We start from the raw sequence: 17,877 nt of genomic DNA, 5'->3' as shown, positions 1-17,877 counted from the left end.
AATGGACACGATCAGGATCATGGTTTATCGCGCATCAGCCTTTTTATCAGCCGCTATCAGAGAACGATTCTTATCCACCAGCGTTTTAAGCAGCTTATCCACTCCGCCATCACGAACCTGGTTATTGAAAGTGCTGCGGTAATTGGTTACCAGACTTACTCCTGCAACCGTCACATCGTAAACTTTCCAGCCGGCATTCGTTTTTTCCATGCTGTAATCGATAGGAACCGGCTGCTGACCTGAATCTTGCATCACTTTCGTCTTTACCGTGGTATCGGTGTCTTCCGCCGCGAGTTTGAGCGGTTCAACCTTGATGGTATGGTCACGATAATCGGTCAATGCATTGGAATAGGTACGGACCAGGAGAGTACGGAACTCCTTCACCAGCTGCTCCTGTTGCTCAGGCGTGGCCTTGGACCAATTCTTGCCCATCGCCAGCCGGGTCATCCGGTTGAAATTGAAATGGGGCAATATCTTGGCTTCCACCAAGTCGAGAATCTTGGCGTGGCTGCCTTGCAAGCTCTTGTCCTGCCTGACGATGGTAAGCACCTCCTGCGCGGTGTTATCCACCAGCTTATCGGGACTGGTGGCTTCCATTGCCCATGCGGGAAGCACAGGCAGCCACGCCGCCAGCAATACAAAGATACTCAGATATTTTTTCATGATTTCCTCGCTAGAATTTAGTTGAACCATAGATTTTAAACCGCATCGTAAGCCAAGACATGCCACGCCGTGAATATATGGCTATTTCTTGCCGTCATCATCGCTGTCGCTGTCTTCTGATGCCTTGTTCTCCGATGCTTTATCGAATAGGAATCGCCCGATCATTTCTTCCAGAACCATTGCGGAGTTGGTTTTCATGATTTTATCGCCATTCTTCAGTACTGTCTCATCGCCACCCGCCGCCAAGCCAATGTATTGCTCACCTAAAAGACCCGATGTAAGGATGCTGGCGAAAGTGTCTCTGGGAAATTGGTAGCGATTGTCTATGTTCATGGTCACCGCGGCATCGTAAGTCTCGGTGTTGAATCGAATATCTGTTATCCGCCCCACTACCACGCCGGCGCTTTTTACCGGCGCCCTGACCTTCAACCCACCGATATTCTCAAAATTTCCAATCAGTGTATAGCTCTCCGCTGCGCTGTAAGTGCCCAGATTTCCCACTTTCAAAGCCAAAATCAGCAACGCGCCGATTCCTGCCATGACAAATACCCCTACCCATAAATCCATTGTTGTCCGTTGCATCAGCTCATTCCCCTGAACATGACCGAGGTCAAAACAAAATCCAGTCCTAGAATCGCCAGCGAGGAAGTCACCACGGTGCGGGTGGTCGCGCCGGACACCCCCTCAGCCGTGGGCGATGCGTCATAACCCTCGAACACGGCGATTGCCGTCACTGCCACACCAAAAACACAGGTCTTGATGACGCCGTTGACGATGTCGTACCGGAAATCCACCGCGTTTTGCATTTGTGACCAGAATGAACCATCGTCCACGCCGATCAATACTACCGCTACCAGGTAACCGCCAAACACGCCGACCACGGAGAACATTGCCGCCAGAAACGGCATGGAAATCACACCCGCCCAGAATCGGGGGGCAACCACCCGCGCAATCGGATCCACCGCCATCATTTCCATCGCCGCCAATTGATCCGTGGCCTTCATTAGGCCGATTTCAGCGGTAATGGCGGAGCCAGCCCGGCTGGCAAACAATAGCGCCGCCACCACGGGCCCCAGTTCCCGGACAAGCGACAGCGCAACCATCGTGCCTACGGCGGATTCGGCACCGAATCTCTGTAACGTTTCGTAACCCTGTAAACCCAGCACCATACCGACAAACAATCCCGACACGATGATAATAATCAGCGACAATACGCCCGTAAAATAAAGCTCACGAATAACCAGGCCGAAGCGCCGAAAGCTGATGCCCGATTTAAGCAGCGTCAACAGGAAAAAGCGGCTGGCGTAGCCCAGTCGCCAAATGCTGTCTATCACGCGATGACCCACACCCCGTATGCCGATGACGATACGCCTAGGCAAAACCTTTCTCCAATTTCAGGTCGCTCGCGTAAGTCTCTGCGGGATAGTGGAATGACACAGGACCATCTTCTTCGCCATGCACGAACTGATGGACAAAGGGCGCAACCGATCCGCGCACTTCCGCGGGTGTACCATGTGCCGCGATCACTCCTTCCGAAATGAAATAAACATAGTCCACAATTTTCAGGGACTCCTGCACATCGTGTGTTACGACAATGGAGGTCATACCGAGTGCGTCCGTCAGACGGCGGATCAGGTTTCCGATGACCGTCAATGAAATGGGATCAAGCCCGGTAAACGGTTCATCATACATGATGAGTAGCGGGTCAAGCGCAATCGAACGGGCCAGCGCTACCCGCCGCGCCATGCCGCCCGAAAGTTGCGCGGGCATCAGATTGTGCACGCCGCGCAAACCCACTGCCTGCAGCTTCATCAGTACCAGATCGCGGATCATGGATTCCGGCAAATCGGTGTGTTCGCGCATCTGGAAAGCCACATTGTCAAACACCGACAAATCGGTAAACAGCGCGCCGAACTGGAATAGCATGCTCATTTTCCGGCGCATCTCGAAAAGCTCATCCCTTTTAAGCTCATGCACTACCTTGCCGGCAACTTTTACATAGCCGGAGGAGGGGCGGACCGCACCGCCGATAAGGCGCAACAGCGTGGTCTTGCCGCTGCCGCTGCCGCCCATGATGGCGATGACTTTACCGCGTGACATCGTCATGTTGACCCCTTTCAGGATGGAACGCTCTCCGTAGGAGAAGTTCAAGCCTTTGATTTCAACTAACGTCTCAGGGGTCATCTTGCTTGAAGGCGGCTTCTGGATTTGACAGGGATGTCAATTTTAATTCAAATACGCTGGCTGGGCAGCGAAATCGTACATCCCAATAACTCGCAGTATTGTTCTAGAAATGGTCTGGTAGCCGGTGCGATGATAGAAAGCTCGGCGCGAAAAAAGTAAAGGGCCTGCGCGGCCAGCACAACAAGCAGAAACAAACTCGCGATACCCCATATAGGAGAAGTCTTGCGCGACGGCGGCGCATCGAAGCCGTAATCATCCGCGTAGTTATCCGCATAATCGTCCCCGATGTAATGTTCCGTTGCGCCATTCCCCGGCGCACTGGCTGCATGCGGTACTTGTAGGGTCGGTTCTTCCCTAGCGGGCGGTTCCGGTTCTGGCGGTCCCGGTTCTGGCGCTTCCTGAACCGGACTTTCTGATGCAGCTTCGGGCTGTGCTGTTTCGCTTCCAGTGGCCCGGGATTCTTCCTGATCAGCTAAAGCGGCGATGATCGAATCACTTACAGAGGGAGAAGGAGCCCGCGGGCTTTCCGCTCTGTCTGGAGTTGCGTCATTGGATAACTCAACAGCTTCCGGTCCCTGCATTGTGGCCAACGTGGCAAAACCGTTGAATACATGCGCACAGCGTCCGCACCGTACCTCCCCGCCGTGTGCCTGTAACTGCAAAGGCGTCACACGGAAAGCAGTGGCGCAGTCGGGACAACGGGTTATAAGGGCCATGGCCCGCTCTTTCGCAAGAAGTTCAAGTTCATTTTCTGATCCCTGTCAGTAATGCCCAACCCTCCTGTACTCCGGCGATACGCATATTGAACCATCGCTGATAAACCTGCCTTACTTCCTCCGCCTGATCCACCAGTATGCCGGAAAGCACTATGCTTCCCCCCGGCCGGGCAGCACGCATCAATATCGGAGCCAGCATGATCAAAGGATTGGCAAGAATATTGGCGACAATCACATCCGCCCAGGCTTCACGTGCCGGATCTGTCCGAGCCCCAGAATGCGCCGTATGAAATTCCGTTTTTGTTTCGTCACATTGATTGAGCGCGGCATTTTCACGGCTGGCCGCAACCGCCTGCGCATCTATATCTACTCCCACTACGCGGTTTGCGCCGAGCTTCAAGGCGGCGATAGCAAGTATGCCGGAGCCGCAACCATAATCAAGGACATCTTCGCCCCCTTGCAGGTTTTCGTCAAGCCAGGCAAGGCACAGTTTAGTGGAGGGATGACTGCCTGTGCCAAAAGCCAGCCCGGGATCGAGTATCAGATTGATGGCATCGGGATCGGGCGCCTGATGCCAGGTGGGGACGACCCACAATCGTGACGATATTTGTATCGGACCGAATTGCGCTTGCGTCATCCGCACCCAATCCTGCTCTTCCACGTACGTCAGCCGGTAGGCGGGCGGGGCGGAAAGCTGAGCCGCCTGGGCCGCAGCCTGAACGATGGACGTTATGTCCGCATCCGCTGCGAATAAAGCGGTAACTTCCGGCACGGACCAGATTTCCCCCGCCAGTTCGCCTGGCTCATCGAATAGCGGCTGCTCTCGCTCGGTGCCGGCAGCCGCATCGTGTATGTCCGTGGACAATGCACCGAGTTCAAGCATGGCATCGCTCAGGATCTCGGCATGCACATCATCGGTTTCCACGGTAAGAGAAATCCAGGGCATATATTGCCATACTTATTCAGGGAAACTCCCCTGCAATGCCGCTCACCTTGCTTAACCCGGCTTATTATAATTGGCCAGCTTTTGCTCAAGATAGTGGATGCTGGTGCCACCCGTCAGAAATGCAGCATCTGACAACAGGTCGAGATGCAATGGAATATTGGTGCTGATGCCTTCAACCACCATTTCCGACAGTGCAATGCGCATTCGGGCGATTGCCTGGTCACGGTTGTCGCCATAAGCAATCACCTTGGCGATCATCGAATCGTAGTAGGGTGGCACCAGGTAATTATGATAAATATGGGAGTCGACACGAATGCCGGGGCCGCCAGGCGCATGATACTGCGTGATACGGCCAGCGGATGGCGTAAGCTTATAAGGATCCTCGGCGTTGATGCGACACTCGATTGCGTGCCCTTTCCACGAAACATCTCGCTGGCGGATAGTCAATTTTTCCCCCGCGGCGACGCGAATTTGTGCTTTTACCAGATCTATTCCGGTAATTGCCTCGGTAACGGGGTGCTCCACTTGTAAACGCGTATTCATTTCGATGAAATAAAATTCGTTTTTCTCAAACAGGAACTCGAATGTTCCCAATCCACGATAACCGATACGGCGGCACGCATCGGCGCAGCGGCTACCCATCCTGTCACGTAGCCGGGGGGGAATGCCCAGGGCAGGCGCTTCTTCGAGGATTTTCTGGTGGCGACGCTGCATTGAGCACTCGCGTTCCCCCAAATGGATTGCATTGCGGTGTTCATCAACCAGCACCTGAAATTCGATATGCCGAGGATTTTCCAGAAATTTTTCTGCGTAGACCATAGGATTGCCGAATGCCGCCTGCGCCTCGTTGCGGGTTATTATGACCGCATTCGACAATGCGGCCTCGGTATGAACCACGCGCATCCCGCGCCCGCCGCCACCCGCTGATGCCTTGATAATGACGGGATAGCCAATTGCACGGATGATTCCCCGGATCTCATCGAGAGATTCCGGCAATGCGCCATTGGATCCCGGAACGCAGGGAACCCCCGCCTTTTTCATTGCATTCTTGGCGCTGACCTTATCGCCCATCATACGGATGGTTTCGGGGCGAGGACCAATGAAGACAAAACCACTGCTTTCCACTCGCTCGGCGAAGTCCGCATTTTCGGAGAGAAAGCCATAACCGGGATGAATAGCTTCCGCGTCGGTTACTTCAGCCGCGCTGATAATGGCAGGAACGTTGAGATAACTCTGAGCCGACGGCGCCGGTCCAATACACACGGACTCATCGGCAAGCTTCACATATTTTGCATTGGCATCCGCCTCGGAATGTACCGCCACTGTTTTAATGCCCATTTCACGGCAGGCGCGCTGGATACGCAGGGCAATCTCGCCGCGATTGGCTATTAGAATTTTTTCAAACATGGAATATCTCTATTGAACCACGAGGATGCCGACCATCTTTTCTATTCTCCGCCCTATAAAAACAGCACTCAAATCATTCGATCACGAATAAAGGCTCGCCGTACTCTACGGGTTGACCGTTTTCCACGAGAACCGCCTTGATCACCCCATCCTTGTCCGATTCAATTTCGTTGAGCAGCTTCATTGCTTCAATGATGCATAGCGTTTCGCCGGCCTTCACTGCCTGTCCCACTTCTACGAATGGATTCGCGCCAGGAGTCGACGTACGATAAAATGTTCCCACCATTGGAGATTTCACTACATGGCCTTCCGGCAATGGCTCAGCCGCCGCGGGCGGCAGGGTAGCTGCCACGGGCTCAACCGCGGCCGGAGTAGCCGCTTGCATGACCGGCGGCGCAGTTACATAAGTCTGCGTGGAGGATGCGGATTTGCTGATGCGAACTTTTTCTTCACCTTCTGTAATCTCCAGTTCGCCGATACCCGACTCCTCCACCAGTTCAATCAGTTTTTTAAGTTTTCGCAGATCCATAAAGACCTCCCGGAACAACGCCCGCTTGGGGCATCTCTAATTATCTAAATCCGCTATCATAATCAGCATAGGGCTCTACCGCTTGCAACATTCCATGTCGTAAATAACGCAGATAGCTTCTATCTTCCGTTAATTTCGCTCAATAAACATACAAAGCCCGTCAAACATTCGAGACATCTTGATTTTGAGAAGTGCACTAGCGGGGTGCCAGAGCATATTTCAAGGCCAGCTCATAACCTTTGGCGCCTAAACCGCTAATAACGCCAAGTGCCAGATCAGAAAAATACGACTCCTTGCGAAAGGATTCGCGGGCAAAGATATTGGAGAGATGAACTTCAATGAATGGCAGTCTTGTAGCGGCAAGCGCATCTCGCAAGGCGACGCTGGTATGGGTATATGCCGCCGGGTTAATAATGATAAAATCGGTGTCATCCTCCATGGCCCGCTGAATACGATTAATTAATTCGCTCTCGGCGTTACTTTGGAAAGTTGCCAAGCTTATTCCGGCCTCTTTAGCCAAATTCATTAAATTCTCGTTAATTTCTTCTAACGTCGTTGATCCGTAGACTTCGGGTTCGCGCCTGCCTAAAACATTCAGGTTAGGGCCGTGAAGGACTAAAATATTTTTTACTTGATATTCTTTGGTTTTCATTCAATAAGTGTGCCGCAACTGGTGAAAAATGTCCATATGTTAGGAGAGAATCGACGAAAATAGAAGAAAATATCTATACTTGAGCGTATCGATGAAAGGAATGTGCGAAAGTTGTGCACTAATGGGATTAAGGCTTCGCTGCATGCTGTCTCCCGCGACCTTTCCCATCTTCTCGATAAATCGGGGTGATAAGTCGGATCGTTATGAAAGGGTATGGGCTTCTTCCGGAGGCGCGTATGCGATACATCCGCAGGATTTGCGAACTTGCTGCACCTCTTTCGCCGGTTCCAGGCGTCGACCAATTTGCCCGCGGTTTCCCAAACCTCTATAATCGTAATTCGATTTTCTTCGAAGCTGTTGTAGCTCAGTTGGTAGAGCAACTGATTCGTAATCAGTAGGTCGGAGGTTCGACTCCTCTCAACAGCACCATGAAATCAACAACTTAGAAATTTATATTGAAATGACTGTGCAGAGATGTAGACAGAGTGTAGACGATAGCACATGAGTTGCTATCTAGTTGCGATACTCTGGGCTTGGAGTTCCCCAGCGGAAGTGGTACTTGGAGCCTCGTAAGCTACCGCAAACATCAGCTTATGGGTAGCAGTGGGTGGGCTCTTCGAAGGTAGTAAAAACCGCCTCTTATAATCCGGAGGTCGAGCGTTCGAGCCGCTCACGACCCACCGTTCTTTCAAGTACCTATCTCGACGTAACTTTTTATTATCTCAGCGTAGTAGACCGGTAGTAGTATGAAGGATAGCTTAAATCTGACCACATCGGCGGCGTCTGAGCAGTATTCAAATCGGAGCAATATGTATTTGCTACAACACAAACGTTATCGCTTTATAGAATTAGAATTCAGGCTAATTAGGACCGCTTAATTGATTAAGTCGCGGGCTTGAATGCTTTCCATGCTAACAAAAAACGGCCTAGAGATATTTTCTCTAGGCCGTTTTTATTTCTTACGATCTATCGACAAGGTTTCCGCATTGGATTCCGTTTGAGTAGACACGCTTGAGGTTGTAACCGAATTGATCATTGCGCTCCAATGATTTATTCCAGTATCTTATTGCACTGCTTTCACATTCACCAATAACAATGATAATCGAATTAGGACGAATTCAATTTAGCGAAAGCAGCTTATTTAAGCAGCTGCGATATGATCTTAAAGATGACTGGTTTCCTGATCCTCTGGGCTATGAAGATATGATTGATACAGGGCTCATCACGACGCGTATCAATGATAACTTTGAGTCGAATCACGGCGAATACGTGCCATCAGCGCGGCACATACTAAATGTTCCGAAACCCAACTTTACATTGCGCTATGCGCTAGAAACAGGCTTGGCAGATCGCGCGCTTTATCATGGTCTTGCCTCATTTCTTATCCCCTTCTTTGACAAGCTTATTCCTTGGAATGTTTTTAGTCATCGTTACAACTATCTTCGGCCAAATGAAAGATATATGTTTCGTAGAGCCATTCCAGCATGGCAGGATTTTGTCGGCACCGTTCGTAGTGACATGGGGGAGGACAAGATACTGCTTTCTACAGATATAGCTAATTACTTTGAAAATATTTCCCTACCCCGGTTAAAGAGCGCTTTTCTTGAGATGCTCCCCGAAGTTCAGGCAAATAGCGCCCAAAAAGCTGACATTAGGTCACACATCCAACTACTTTTTAGTTGCTTGCAGGCTTGGACTTATGAGCCCGATAGAGGTCTTCCGCAGAATCGAGACGCGTCGTCGTTCCTTGCAAATGTGTATATGCGACGTGTTGATTTAACAATGCTGCGCGCAGGCTTTGCGTACTTTCGATATATGGATGATATAAAGATCGTCTGCTCTAGCGTTTTTGAGGCGCGCAGTGCGCTAAAACAGCTCAGCGTTTGTCTTCGCGATATCGGCCTGTCTATCAACTCAAAGAAAACGGTAATAGCCCCTGGAACGGATAGCAAGCTGATAGCCGAGTGTCTTGATGATGGGTCCCCTGAAGTACAGCGAATTGATGAAATATGGAAGACGCGTTCCAGAAGCGCAATTTTAAGATCGATCCCCGATTTGAAGGCCTTATTTCAACAACTGATTACCGAAAATAAAACCGACTCGCGTGACTTCAGATATTGCATAAGGCGAATGGAATTCTTGGCGCTGTGTAATGATTTTTATGTCCCGCCAGAGCTTTATTCAGACGTGACACCACAGATAATAAAGGCAATTCCCGATCATCCTGCTTCTACAGATCAATTCGTTCGTTATCTTCTTGCAGTACCTACTGACCCTGAAAGCCTGGCATCAGTGGTCGAATATCTTCGTGATGGGGTAAGAGCCATCTACAGTTGGCAGAATTATCGACTGTGGAGCCTGCTGGCTCAGAAGGGATATAAGGACTCCAAGCACCTTCACTTTGCAAAAGATGTTCTGAAAGCTGAACCTGATGGGCCTGTGCGTGCGGGCGCAACAATATACATTGCAGCAACCGGCGGTCTTGATGACAAGATTGAGGTTGCTCAAAACTTCAGAACCTTAAAGTCATTCTTGGGGCAGAGAATCGCCCTAATCGCAATGCACGAATTGGCATTCAATCCGTACATAAAGGTCCATGTTAAAGAGTACGTGAGGGATGACTTGGTTGGGGTATATCGCAAGCTTAATAGCGAAAAAAAAGGCCGTTACTTCTTGCCTCCTGAAAGGATGTCAATCGCTAAGGTAGCCGACTTGGACCGTGACTATGAATAGTGTAAGTTTTTTAGCATACTTACCTGATCCGTTCGAAGTTTGGGGTCCTAAGTTGTTGATTTTCAATGAAGCGGGGGTTTATGCTGAATGCCTTATTGATGAAGTATCCGAACATGCTGGGGCATTGGTCACCTATGATACATGGTTGCTTATAGACGAACTGCGACGGGCACGAAAAGCACTTCCTCCTCAACTTATTGATCTCGGAGACGCAGTGCGCTTGCAATCCGGTCTTGCTAGAGATCAAGGAGGGGAGCGTAAATGGAATGTGTGGCGGGCACTGAAACCCTTTTTTGTAAGCGAAGCGGATAGAGAAGCAGTATACGCCCTAACACAGGCTCAACGGAGAGCGACGGATCATCAAGAATCTATTCGGTTGCTTAAAGTTATGTGCCAAGCTTTAAGAGGATTGTGGGAACAACTACTGCAAGATTTAAAGGTAAATGACGAGTATGAACGGTTTCTTAAGATAGAAATACCGGCGCAGCAAGTGTTTTGGTACAGGCAATATAAAGGAATTCGTGTAGACAAAGAACTCGCCGATCAACTGCTGGAAGCGGTGAAGAACGAAAAATACTCTGCATTCAAGGCCGTTGCCTCAGCTTTAGGGTTTAGCCCAGCAGGGCTGGGGTTCGCAAATGTCGGCGAGTTTCTGTCGAAGACAGATGCGCACCACCTGAGTGAATTCTCAGATATGGCCTCTCTTCAAGAATACTTCCGAATTGCTCAACATACTTCCGACTTTGCCCGCTCATTTTTACAGTACAACCGAGCATCGCAAGATTTATCCATCTTGAAACGAATCTGTGGGGGTGGTAATCGTATCCATCCGATATTTCATCCCTTTGGGACTGTTACAGGACGCGTCCTTGTATCGGAACCGCGGTTGCAAGGGCTACGTAAAAAATATCGCTCTATATTGGTAGCGGATGAGCACAAACAATTAAGATACCTTGATTATACGCAGTTCGAACCTGGGATACTTGCCTCCCTTGCAGAAGATGCAACCTTCATTGAACAATATAATACAACTGACTTGTACGTTTCTTTGAGCAAAGCGCTGTTCGGCAATGCGGATCAGAGGGATTTATGCAAGCGCATTTTTCTCGGATTTTGCTATGGTATGAAACGGGAAAATATAGCGAAATTGTTAGCGGGAGCAAATACAACGGGAGAGCAACTTACTAAGTACGAACTAGTAGTACAGCGGTTTTTTGATGAATTTCCTAAACTGGATGAGTATAAAAAGCGTCTCGAAACAGGTCTGTTACACGATGGCTATGTATCGAGTATTTTTGGGAACAGGCGCCGCCGTAGCATAAAAGCCAAAGGAAGCCTTAGTCACAAAGAGCGCCGGTGGGCTGTAAGCCAAATGGTGCAAGGCACTGCGTCTCTAATTTTCAAGGAGAGCGTTATCGGACTAGCAAGAGAGTTCGGAAATGACAGCATTCTGCTTCCTATGCACGATGCCGTTCTTGTGCAGTTTGATGAGTCGCCCGAGAGAATTAAGCGAGCAGAAGAAACTGCGATCTACATAATGGAACAAGCTTTCAGAAAGTGGATTGGAAATGTTAAGCCGAGGATACTTAATGCAAGTTTTTCTGAGTAACACCTGAAGTGTCGCAGTGTTGATCGAACTCGAATAACATGAACGCTTGCAATTTCAAATGCTAGGGACTTGCTTGATCACGAATACGCGCGATTAACTTTGAGTCAAAGTCTTTGAGCTTGAGATAAAGTGTACCTGCTGCTTCACTAGATTCGCAGGACACGACCCCATTTATTACTTCAAATTTCCAATATCCCGCATCAGAAATAGCATCCGACAAGATATTCCTTTCTTCTTCCGTTAGTACGGCGGAGAATGCAGAGAAATAGTGTTCCAGCTTTTTTTCAATTGAACCAAGGCGCTGCGCAATCTCATCGCATGCTTCGTACCAGTCCATATTAGGATGATTAAAGCCGGGATGTAGGGATCTAAAAACGGCGGAAAAGGAGGACGCTGCTTCAAATTCCTTTTGAAAAAGAAATTCAGATTTCTTAAGCCTGATCTTGTGGCTCTCCACTTCGTGGAGAAGTGCAGCTTTTGTACGCTCAAGATCATGTGCATTTGCGGCTCTCAATTTCTCTGCTATACGACTCGACCATACTTCGCCCAGCCAACGAGATAGCCCGAGCACGATCAAACCTCCGCCGCCCAAGGCACCTAACAAAGCCAGAACAAATTCCCAAATACTTGTATTCATAGTTTCTGACTCTAGCAACCAAGCTCGGCCGTGTAACTCCAGCAAGCATCTCCACCCGATTACTCCATCTGAACTAGGTAGGTGAGCGCAGTATAACAATAGCGTGGAAAATAAATCTAGATGAGCTTTCGCTATGCGTACAGTTATTGACAGTACTCCAAGGGGGCAGGACGAGTCTTATGTAATGAAATTATTACTGCGTTTTCATTCGCAGCCTCTTTAAGCTCAACCGGCCCTCTTTGCTTTCGGGCTCGGATTTATGGCTAATAACCCATTGGTGAATCCGGGTAGGAAATACTGTCTTTTCCCACGCTATTCCAATTACTTCTTCCCCTTTCGGTTCCCCGTAACGGTTAGGCTTGTCATTCCACTGCTTGGCGAGTGTTATTGGGAAATTCTTGCGTTTTGCTTGCGGCCCGCCCATCAGCATCACAAAACGATCCCATTCGCCTTTATCCGCCGTATCTCTCAATTCTTTCAACTCTCCCGTAACACCCATTTCACCCATGCGGCGCAGTTCGCGCCATAGCGTTACAGACGGTCCCCCAATCGGCTGAAACTGTCTGATGCCCCAAGTGCTGGCCCATACTCTTACCCGTTCAGCCGCACTGATAGGCTCTCCACCATCAATATCGCAATCCAGGCCAAAGCCATCGATGTTCTTGGAAATGTATTTCGCTATATAACTGGCAGCCGTGCCCTTTGATCGATCTATATGTTCTTCTTTGTAGCGGTGCTTGGCAGCACCTGCTTCATCTCCATCTTCGCGCATGGCGTAGTCTTGGATGACGCTACCGACTTGCTCAACGTGTTCTTTTGGCATGAAGAACAATAGGTGCCAATGTGGGGTATCGTCATGCTGGGGCTTAACAACGCGCATGCCGTAGTACGTTAAGTCCCTATCATCAAGCCTGGAGCGTATCCGACTCCATATCTTGTTCAAATAAGTTTGTGCTTCCCTTGGTGTGGCAACTTGGTGGTATATTTCTCTGAATCGGTAGAATTCGTAGAAAAATGTGCGGACTAGAAGGTAGTACCTCGTTTTCGGCGATCCCCTGAGAAAGGCGTAATTGGTTGGAAGCTCCCGCATGTCTGTCAACACGGCATTGATATTTTCAATGATTTCATTTGTTTCAGAGACCCAGTAGAAAAAGAAAAGAGCAACATCAAGGCCTTTGTCTACCGCTCCTAGATCAATTAATCCGCTCTCAATTGGCAGGCCGTCTCGCTCTATAGCAGCCATTATTAGCGGCATGGCTCGCTTGAGGCTTCCAAGATGCTCGGTGGGATAGGAGATTTCTTCAACTTCCTTAATAAAATCGCGGGCCATATGCTATTTGAACCTAACGCTTCTAAGAATATGATCGGTAATTTTTTGCATAGGCTCTCTTAGCCGCTCCACATCGTTAACAATATAGCCCACAGTGACATCATTACTCATTTTGTGATTCACCAGGCGCTTTAATGCATAAGCGGAGATATCTATGCTTTCAGCGATGGTTATATAGCTGCGGCGCAGATCGTGCAGCGTAAATGGTACAACAGACGCTTCAATCACTTTCTTCACTTGACTGCGAGGCTCGATCAAATACCCGGCCTTTCCATTCCCGGCAAAAACGTACTCTGAATCGGCATTAGCCCTTCTACTTTCCAACAAGCCGTAAACAAAGTCCGTGAGCGGCAATGTGAGCGGGTCTCTATTCTTGGTATCCCGGATTGTAAACGAGCGTCCATGTAGATCGATATCCGACCATTTCAAGGTTGCCGCTTCTTGACGACGGAGTCCGGTAAATAGTAGGAAGAGAAGATAATCGGCAACGAGCGCAGACTGTCGTGACGTTTTGTCATTCTTGAGTGCCATTACTCCTTCATACCAAGGCTTAAGCTGATGAGATTTGATAACGGTCTGCCGGCGCTCTACCCGATACCATGCGCGAGTCTGTGTAAGTCGCACAACAGGGTTTTCTCGCACGATGGCATTGCCACTGCTATCTTCATATTGCGCAATAGAGAAATTGAATAATGCCCTTAAAAAGCGCATAGCCAAGTTAGCGTAAGCCTCCCCGTTTTCCGCACCAATCTTGGCATGACGTTTGGCAATCATCTCCTTGCTAATATCCATCAGAGCTTTATTTTGCCAATCGGGAAAAGCCACTTTCATCAGTCGCTGATAGTCGTAAAGCGTGCGCGGCTTGAGGCTCTTCCTTGCAATTAGGAAATCATCGAAGGCTTTTTGTAGTGTTGTGGCTTGCAGTTCCTTTTGCTTCTTTTCCGACTGTCAATTCCGGATACCGGCCAAGAGTAAGTCGCTTTACTTTGCCATCGATACGTTTTTCCAAAATGAAGGACTTTGCGCCAGAGGTAGTAATCCGGACCGCAAAACCCTTAAGTTTGGAATCGCGGGTAAAGGCTTGCCCTGCTTTGGGAGCAATCAACCTATCGACAACAGATTTTGTTATCCTGACGGGCAGTGCTGAAACTAGTGTAGACATGTTCTAACTTCCTTCTTTAATGTAGACACAGTGTAGACAGGATGTGTCAAACTGGGACCGGAAGTTTAAAACAATATCAACGAGAAAAACAGGTGAAAACATGGGTTTTAGTACTTTCTCCGAGATATTCAAATAATCTCTAACAGCATGAAATAGAATTCGTAATCAGTAGGTCGGAGGTTCGACTCCTCTCAACAGCACCAACAAGTTCTTTCGTTTACCATTGGACCCGGTCTGGGAACAGGTGTTGCGACGAGGAATCGGAAACATCCATATTTCATCTGCTACCGGAGTCAGAGTGGGCTAGGGAGCAACGTCTCCCAAGCATGGACTATTTATCCTATTGGACCATCAGGGTGAGTACGGAGCGAGGAAGGATTACTGTTTATTACGATGGCGCCTGTCCGAGTTGTATCAAGGACAGGCGGAATTATGAGCATCTCGCGGGTGGAGATGGTGAGGATGTGGTCTGGGTCGATATTACCGGCAGAGACGACGAGTTGCGTGCATGCGGCATCGACCCTCACAAGGCGTTGACGGAGCTGCACGTCAGGGATGAAAGTCTGAAAGTTTTTTCGGAGCTGGACGCCTATATTGTCCTCATGAACAAGGTGCCGGTATTGAAGCCGCTGGCTTGGATTATCGGATTACCCGTCATTCGGCCGTTACTGAGCCATTTTTATCATTGGCAGGTTAATCGGAGGCTTCGACGCGATAAACGGTTATAAAATCGCAAGGGCTTGAAACGCCCACACCCGCATGTTGCGGTGTGGAATGCGCCAATGCCCTGAACCGGATAAACTCAACCACAAAAATACACGGCAGAATTACTTTTTGGATTTCTGCACGTGGGTAACGTCAAGCGATAGCATTATCCAGAGGGATTTTCCTTGCGTTGCGTCGCCGCCGCCGAGAGCCGCCGCTCCCGCCAGAAGCACATCGCTATCATATCAAGACAATGGGTCAAGAAACTGAGGGTATGTGAAGCCGCCGACTCGAGGATGGTATGCATTTTCGGGCTCCTTTTAAGTCGCTGGCTGTACTAGCCAACCGGTTAAAGAATACCAGGGAAGAATCAAGCTATCCTGCGATACTAACGTTCTTGCCTGAGATGGGGTTTACACCATGATTGCATCTTACGGATTTTGCGGACATTATCCATTGGACTGAGGTACTACCTATTTGTTCATTGTTTATGCCATAGTGCCCGGTGAAATACGTGGATGACCTAATAAAATTATCGAACTGGCTGCATTCATGCCTCTAGAAGACAAATCATCGCATCTCACGGCGGGTGTAAGCCGCCGTGAGGTTTGGTCATGGGCCATGTTCGACTTTGCCAATTCAGGCTACACAACCGTGGTCATCACCGCGATTTTCAATGCCTATTTTGTTGCGGCGGTAACAGGTAACCAGGAATGGGGAACATTTGCCTGGACGGCGGCCCTAGCGGTTTCGTATGCGTTGATAATGCTGACGGGGCCGGCGTTGGGCGCCTACGCGGACGCGTATGCCGCAAAAAAACGTTTGCTTCTCCTCACGACCATCGGCTGTGTCGTGTTTACCGCGATGCTTTCGCTGGTCGGACCGGGGGATTTGTGGCTGGCGGTGGGACTCATCATCCTTACCAATTTTTTCTTCGGTTGCGGCGAGAATTTGATCGCCGCATTTCTACCCGAGCTCGCGCAAGGCGAAGCGCTGGGAAAGGTGTCCGGCTGGGGATGGAGTCTCGGCTATATCGGCGGGCTGGTGAGCCTGGGTTGTTCGCTTGCGTATGTGACCTGGGCGCAGGGGCAGGGAATGCAAGCAGCGCAATTTGTACCCATCACCATGCTGATAACCGCTGGTTTATTTGCGGTCTCCAGCCTCCCTACCTTTCTTTATTTGAAGGAAAGGGCGCAGCCTCAGGCACATCTTGACGGCCGCAATGTGGTGCGTGAAGCGTTTGCCCGGCTAGGCCAAACATTCAGCCATGTGCGGAATTACCGTGATTTGGTAAGATTTCTCGCCTGCCTCGTCTTTTATCAGGCGGGAATCCAGACCGTCATCACGCTGGCGGCGATATACGCTCAACAGGTGATGGGTTTTAGCACGAGCGATACCATGCTTCTGGTTCTGGTAGTCAATATCACCGCCGCCGCGGGTGCCTTTGCATTCGGTAGCCTGCAAGACCGGATGGGTCATATTCCCACCATTGCATTGACCCTCATCGGCTGGATTATCATGGTGCTGGTGGCATGGATGGCGGATAGCCGCACCATGTTCTGGCTGGCCGCCAACATTGCAGGCCTATGTCTTGGCGCTTCCCAATCAGCGGGAAGGGCGCTGGTAGGATACTTCAGTCCCGGCTCCCGCCGCGCGGAGTTTTTCGGACTATGGGGGCTCGCGGTTAAGCTGTCGTCGATATTAGGCCCGGTGACATATGGGCTGGTGAGTTGGATTTCGCGGGGGGATCATCGCCTTGCGATGCTGATTACCGGTATCTACTTTATTATTGGATTGATAATACTCATGGGCGTGGACGTGCAGCGGGGACGGGGGGCGGCGCTCCTAGACGACACCATTCCGGAAAGATAACCCTTTCTTTCGATTGTGTGTCGGCGCCCCCGTCGATTCTATCCCTTCCAGGCCAATGATGCCTTTTCAATGATCGTGATGATGGTGCCCGCCGTGCTCACCCGCTGATTCGTTCTCGGCTCCGGTTTTTTTCGCAGGTTTCGTGGATTTTGTCTTCGGCTTTGGTTTGAGCGGCGTGAAGCGGGTAGACTGCGCCTCCTGGTCCGGCAGTTTGACGAATACGATAACCACCGTTTCCGGGGTGACGGAAAAATCTCCGGAACCCTTGAGTGTATTGTCCCCTCCTGGCTCCAATTTGATCGAAGCTTTTGGCTTCGCCTTGCCGACTTGAAAAGCTGCTTTGCCTACGCCGCCTTCGGTATTGATTTTAATATCCGCATGATCCGTAACATAGAGCACGATTTCGTTTTCTTTGGTGACAAGCTCCAGGTGATAGGGTCCCGCCATGCGCATCTGGCCGCCATGCGGAGCAGTGATGGAATCGAAATATTCTTCAGTATGCGCGCCCGCGGGTAATGACACGGCCAGCGTAGCTCCAATCAAAACGGTGGCCATCGATTTATTCATTTTTGACTCTCCTTAACTAACAGTTGATCTACTTTTGAAACCTTATTGCCGCTGAATCTTTTTGGGACGCCTCAATGCACATGATCGCCGGGCGGGGGGAGGATTTCCTTTTCGCGGTTGAGCTGGGCGATCTGCTGCATGAGCATGCCGGTATTGTCCCAGCCG

At 49.9% G+C, this 17,877-nt stretch carries 19 protein-coding genes and 1 tRNA gene; 5 read left to right on the top strand and 15 right to left on the bottom strand.

All coding sequences use genetic code 11. The features are described from left to right. Window positions 1-24 precede the first annotated feature (24 nt). The 9 genes from SQ11_RS09505 to aroQ form a co-directional block, all read right to left on the bottom strand. Window positions 25-663 carry a phospholipid-binding protein MlaC gene (locus SQ11_RS09505; protein ID WP_041513936.1) on the bottom strand — a complete coding sequence of 213 codons (639 nt, stop codon included), beginning with the start codon at window positions 661-663 and terminating at the stop codon, window positions 25-27. 81 nt (window positions 664-744) lie between these two features. Beyond that, window positions 745-1,245: an outer membrane lipid asymmetry maintenance protein MlaD gene (gene mlaD, locus SQ11_RS09500; RefSeq protein WP_041513935.1), complete on the bottom strand. Its 501-nt coding sequence runs from the start codon at window positions 1,243-1,245 to the stop codon at window positions 745-747. Beyond that, window positions 1,245-2,042, bottom strand: coding sequence for a lipid asymmetry maintenance ABC transporter permease subunit MlaE (gene mlaE, locus SQ11_RS09495; RefSeq protein ID WP_041513934.1), 798 nt, complete (start codon window positions 2,040-2,042; stop codon window positions 1,245-1,247). The genes mlaD and mlaE overlap by 1 nt, the downstream gene beginning before the upstream one ends. Further along, window positions 2,035-2,847 (bottom strand): ABC transporter ATP-binding protein, encoded by an 813-nt coding sequence (locus SQ11_RS09490; RefSeq protein ID WP_041513933.1) that lies wholly within the window; start codon window positions 2,845-2,847, stop codon window positions 2,035-2,037. Before SQ11_RS09490 ends, mlaE begins: the two co-directional genes overlap by 8 nt. Window positions 2,848-2,894: 47 nt before the next feature. Then, a complete protein-coding gene (locus SQ11_RS17555; protein WP_041513932.1) occupies window positions 2,895-3,563 on the bottom strand; it encodes a DUF3426 domain-containing protein in 669 nt (222 codons plus the stop codon). Window positions 3,564-3,591: 28 nt separating this feature from the next. Then, a complete protein-coding gene (gene prmA, locus SQ11_RS09480; protein ID WP_041513931.1) occupies window positions 3,592-4,509 on the bottom strand; it encodes a 50S ribosomal protein L11 methyltransferase in 918 nt (305 codons plus the stop codon). A 51-nt stretch (window positions 4,510-4,560) separates the two neighbouring features. After that, window positions 4,561-5,916: an acetyl-CoA carboxylase biotin carboxylase subunit gene (accC, locus tag SQ11_RS09475; RefSeq protein WP_041513930.1), complete on the bottom strand. Its 1,356-nt coding sequence runs from the start codon at window positions 5,914-5,916 to the stop codon at window positions 4,561-4,563. Between the two features lie 73 nt (window positions 5,917-5,989). Next, complete coding sequence (gene accB, locus SQ11_RS09470; protein ID WP_041513929.1) at window positions 5,990-6,445, bottom strand: acetyl-CoA carboxylase biotin carboxyl carrier protein; 456 nt, start codon at window positions 6,443-6,445, stop codon at window positions 5,990-5,992. 196 nt (window positions 6,446-6,641) lie between these two features. After that, the gene (gene aroQ, locus SQ11_RS09465) at window positions 6,642-7,097 is read right to left on the bottom strand and encodes a type II 3-dehydroquinate dehydratase (RefSeq protein WP_041513928.1); all 456 of its coding nucleotides are present in this window, start codon (window positions 7,095-7,097) and stop codon (window positions 6,642-6,644) included. Window positions 7,098-7,450: 353 nt separating this feature from the next. Between aroQ and SQ11_RS09460 the strand changes: the two genes are divergently transcribed. From SQ11_RS09460 to SQ11_RS09450, 3 genes are all read left to right on the top strand, one after another. After that, window positions 7,451-7,526, top strand: a tRNA-Thr gene (locus tag SQ11_RS09460). A gap of 666 nt (window positions 7,527-8,192) precedes the next feature. After that, entirely contained in the window at window positions 8,193-9,830 is a 1,638-nt protein-coding gene (locus SQ11_RS09455) for an RNA-directed DNA polymerase (protein ID WP_041513927.1), read from the top strand. After that, the gene (locus tag SQ11_RS09450; protein ID WP_041513926.1) at window positions 9,823-11,439 is read left to right on the top strand and encodes a DNA polymerase; all 1,617 of its coding nucleotides are present in this window, start codon (window positions 9,823-9,825) and stop codon (window positions 11,437-11,439) included. The genes SQ11_RS09455 and SQ11_RS09450 overlap by 8 nt, the downstream gene beginning before the upstream one ends. Before the next feature lie 61 nt (window positions 11,440-11,500). Here SQ11_RS09450 and SQ11_RS09445 read toward each other — a convergent pair whose 3' ends face one another. From SQ11_RS09445 to SQ11_RS17880, 4 genes are all read right to left on the bottom strand, one after another. Continuing rightward, entirely contained in the window at window positions 11,501-12,076 is a 576-nt protein-coding gene (locus tag SQ11_RS09445; RefSeq protein WP_041513925.1) for a hypothetical protein, read from the bottom strand. A 193-nt stretch (window positions 12,077-12,269) separates the two neighbouring features. Then, window positions 12,270-13,406, bottom strand: a complete 1,137-nt coding sequence (locus SQ11_RS16450; protein ID WP_052494138.1) for a replication endonuclease — start codon at window positions 13,404-13,406, stop codon at window positions 12,270-12,272. 3 nt (window positions 13,407-13,409) lie between these two features. Next, on the bottom strand, window positions 13,410-14,237 hold the full coding sequence (locus SQ11_RS09435; RefSeq protein ID WP_232297955.1) for a tyrosine-type recombinase/integrase: 828 nt from the start codon (window positions 14,235-14,237) through the stop codon (window positions 13,410-13,412). Between the two features lie 58 nt (window positions 14,238-14,295). After that, window positions 14,296-14,568: an Arm DNA-binding domain-containing protein gene (locus tag SQ11_RS17880; protein ID WP_232297954.1), complete on the bottom strand. Its 273-nt coding sequence runs from the start codon at window positions 14,566-14,568 to the stop codon at window positions 14,296-14,298. Between the two features lie 326 nt (window positions 14,569-14,894). Here SQ11_RS17880 and SQ11_RS09430 point away from each other — a divergent pair, with 326 nt between their 5' ends. Continuing rightward, complete coding sequence (locus SQ11_RS09430; RefSeq protein ID WP_052494137.1) at window positions 14,895-15,296, top strand: thiol-disulfide oxidoreductase DCC family protein; 402 nt, start codon at window positions 14,895-14,897, stop codon at window positions 15,294-15,296. Between the two features lie 143 nt (window positions 15,297-15,439). On the opposite strand, the gene SQ11_RS17275 is transcribed toward SQ11_RS09430, so the two are convergent. Next, window positions 15,440-15,580, bottom strand: a complete 141-nt coding sequence (locus SQ11_RS17275; RefSeq protein ID WP_156972455.1) for a hypothetical protein — start codon at window positions 15,578-15,580, stop codon at window positions 15,440-15,442. A 245-nt stretch (window positions 15,581-15,825) separates the two neighbouring features. Between SQ11_RS17275 and SQ11_RS09425 the strand changes: the two genes are divergently transcribed. After that, on the top strand, window positions 15,826-17,145 hold the full coding sequence (locus SQ11_RS09425; RefSeq protein WP_232297953.1) for an MFS transporter: 1,320 nt from the start codon (window positions 15,826-15,828) through the stop codon (window positions 17,143-17,145). Window positions 17,146-17,211: 66 nt separating this feature from the next. On the opposite strand, the gene SQ11_RS09420 is transcribed toward SQ11_RS09425, so the two are convergent. Continuing rightward, on the bottom strand, window positions 17,212-17,712 hold the full coding sequence (locus tag SQ11_RS09420; RefSeq protein ID WP_041513924.1) for a hypothetical protein: 501 nt from the start codon (window positions 17,710-17,712) through the stop codon (window positions 17,212-17,214). Between the last annotated feature and the right edge of the window lie 165 nt (window positions 17,713-17,877).

Origin of the sequence: Nitrosospira sp. NpAV (assembly GCF_000832065.1) — a bacterium.
Taxonomy (GTDB): domain Bacteria; phylum Pseudomonadota; class Gammaproteobacteria; order Burkholderiales; family Nitrosomonadaceae; genus Nitrosospira.
The sequence above is the reverse complement of the archived record's forward strand: the minus strand, read 5'-3'. Positions and strand labels throughout refer to the sequence as shown.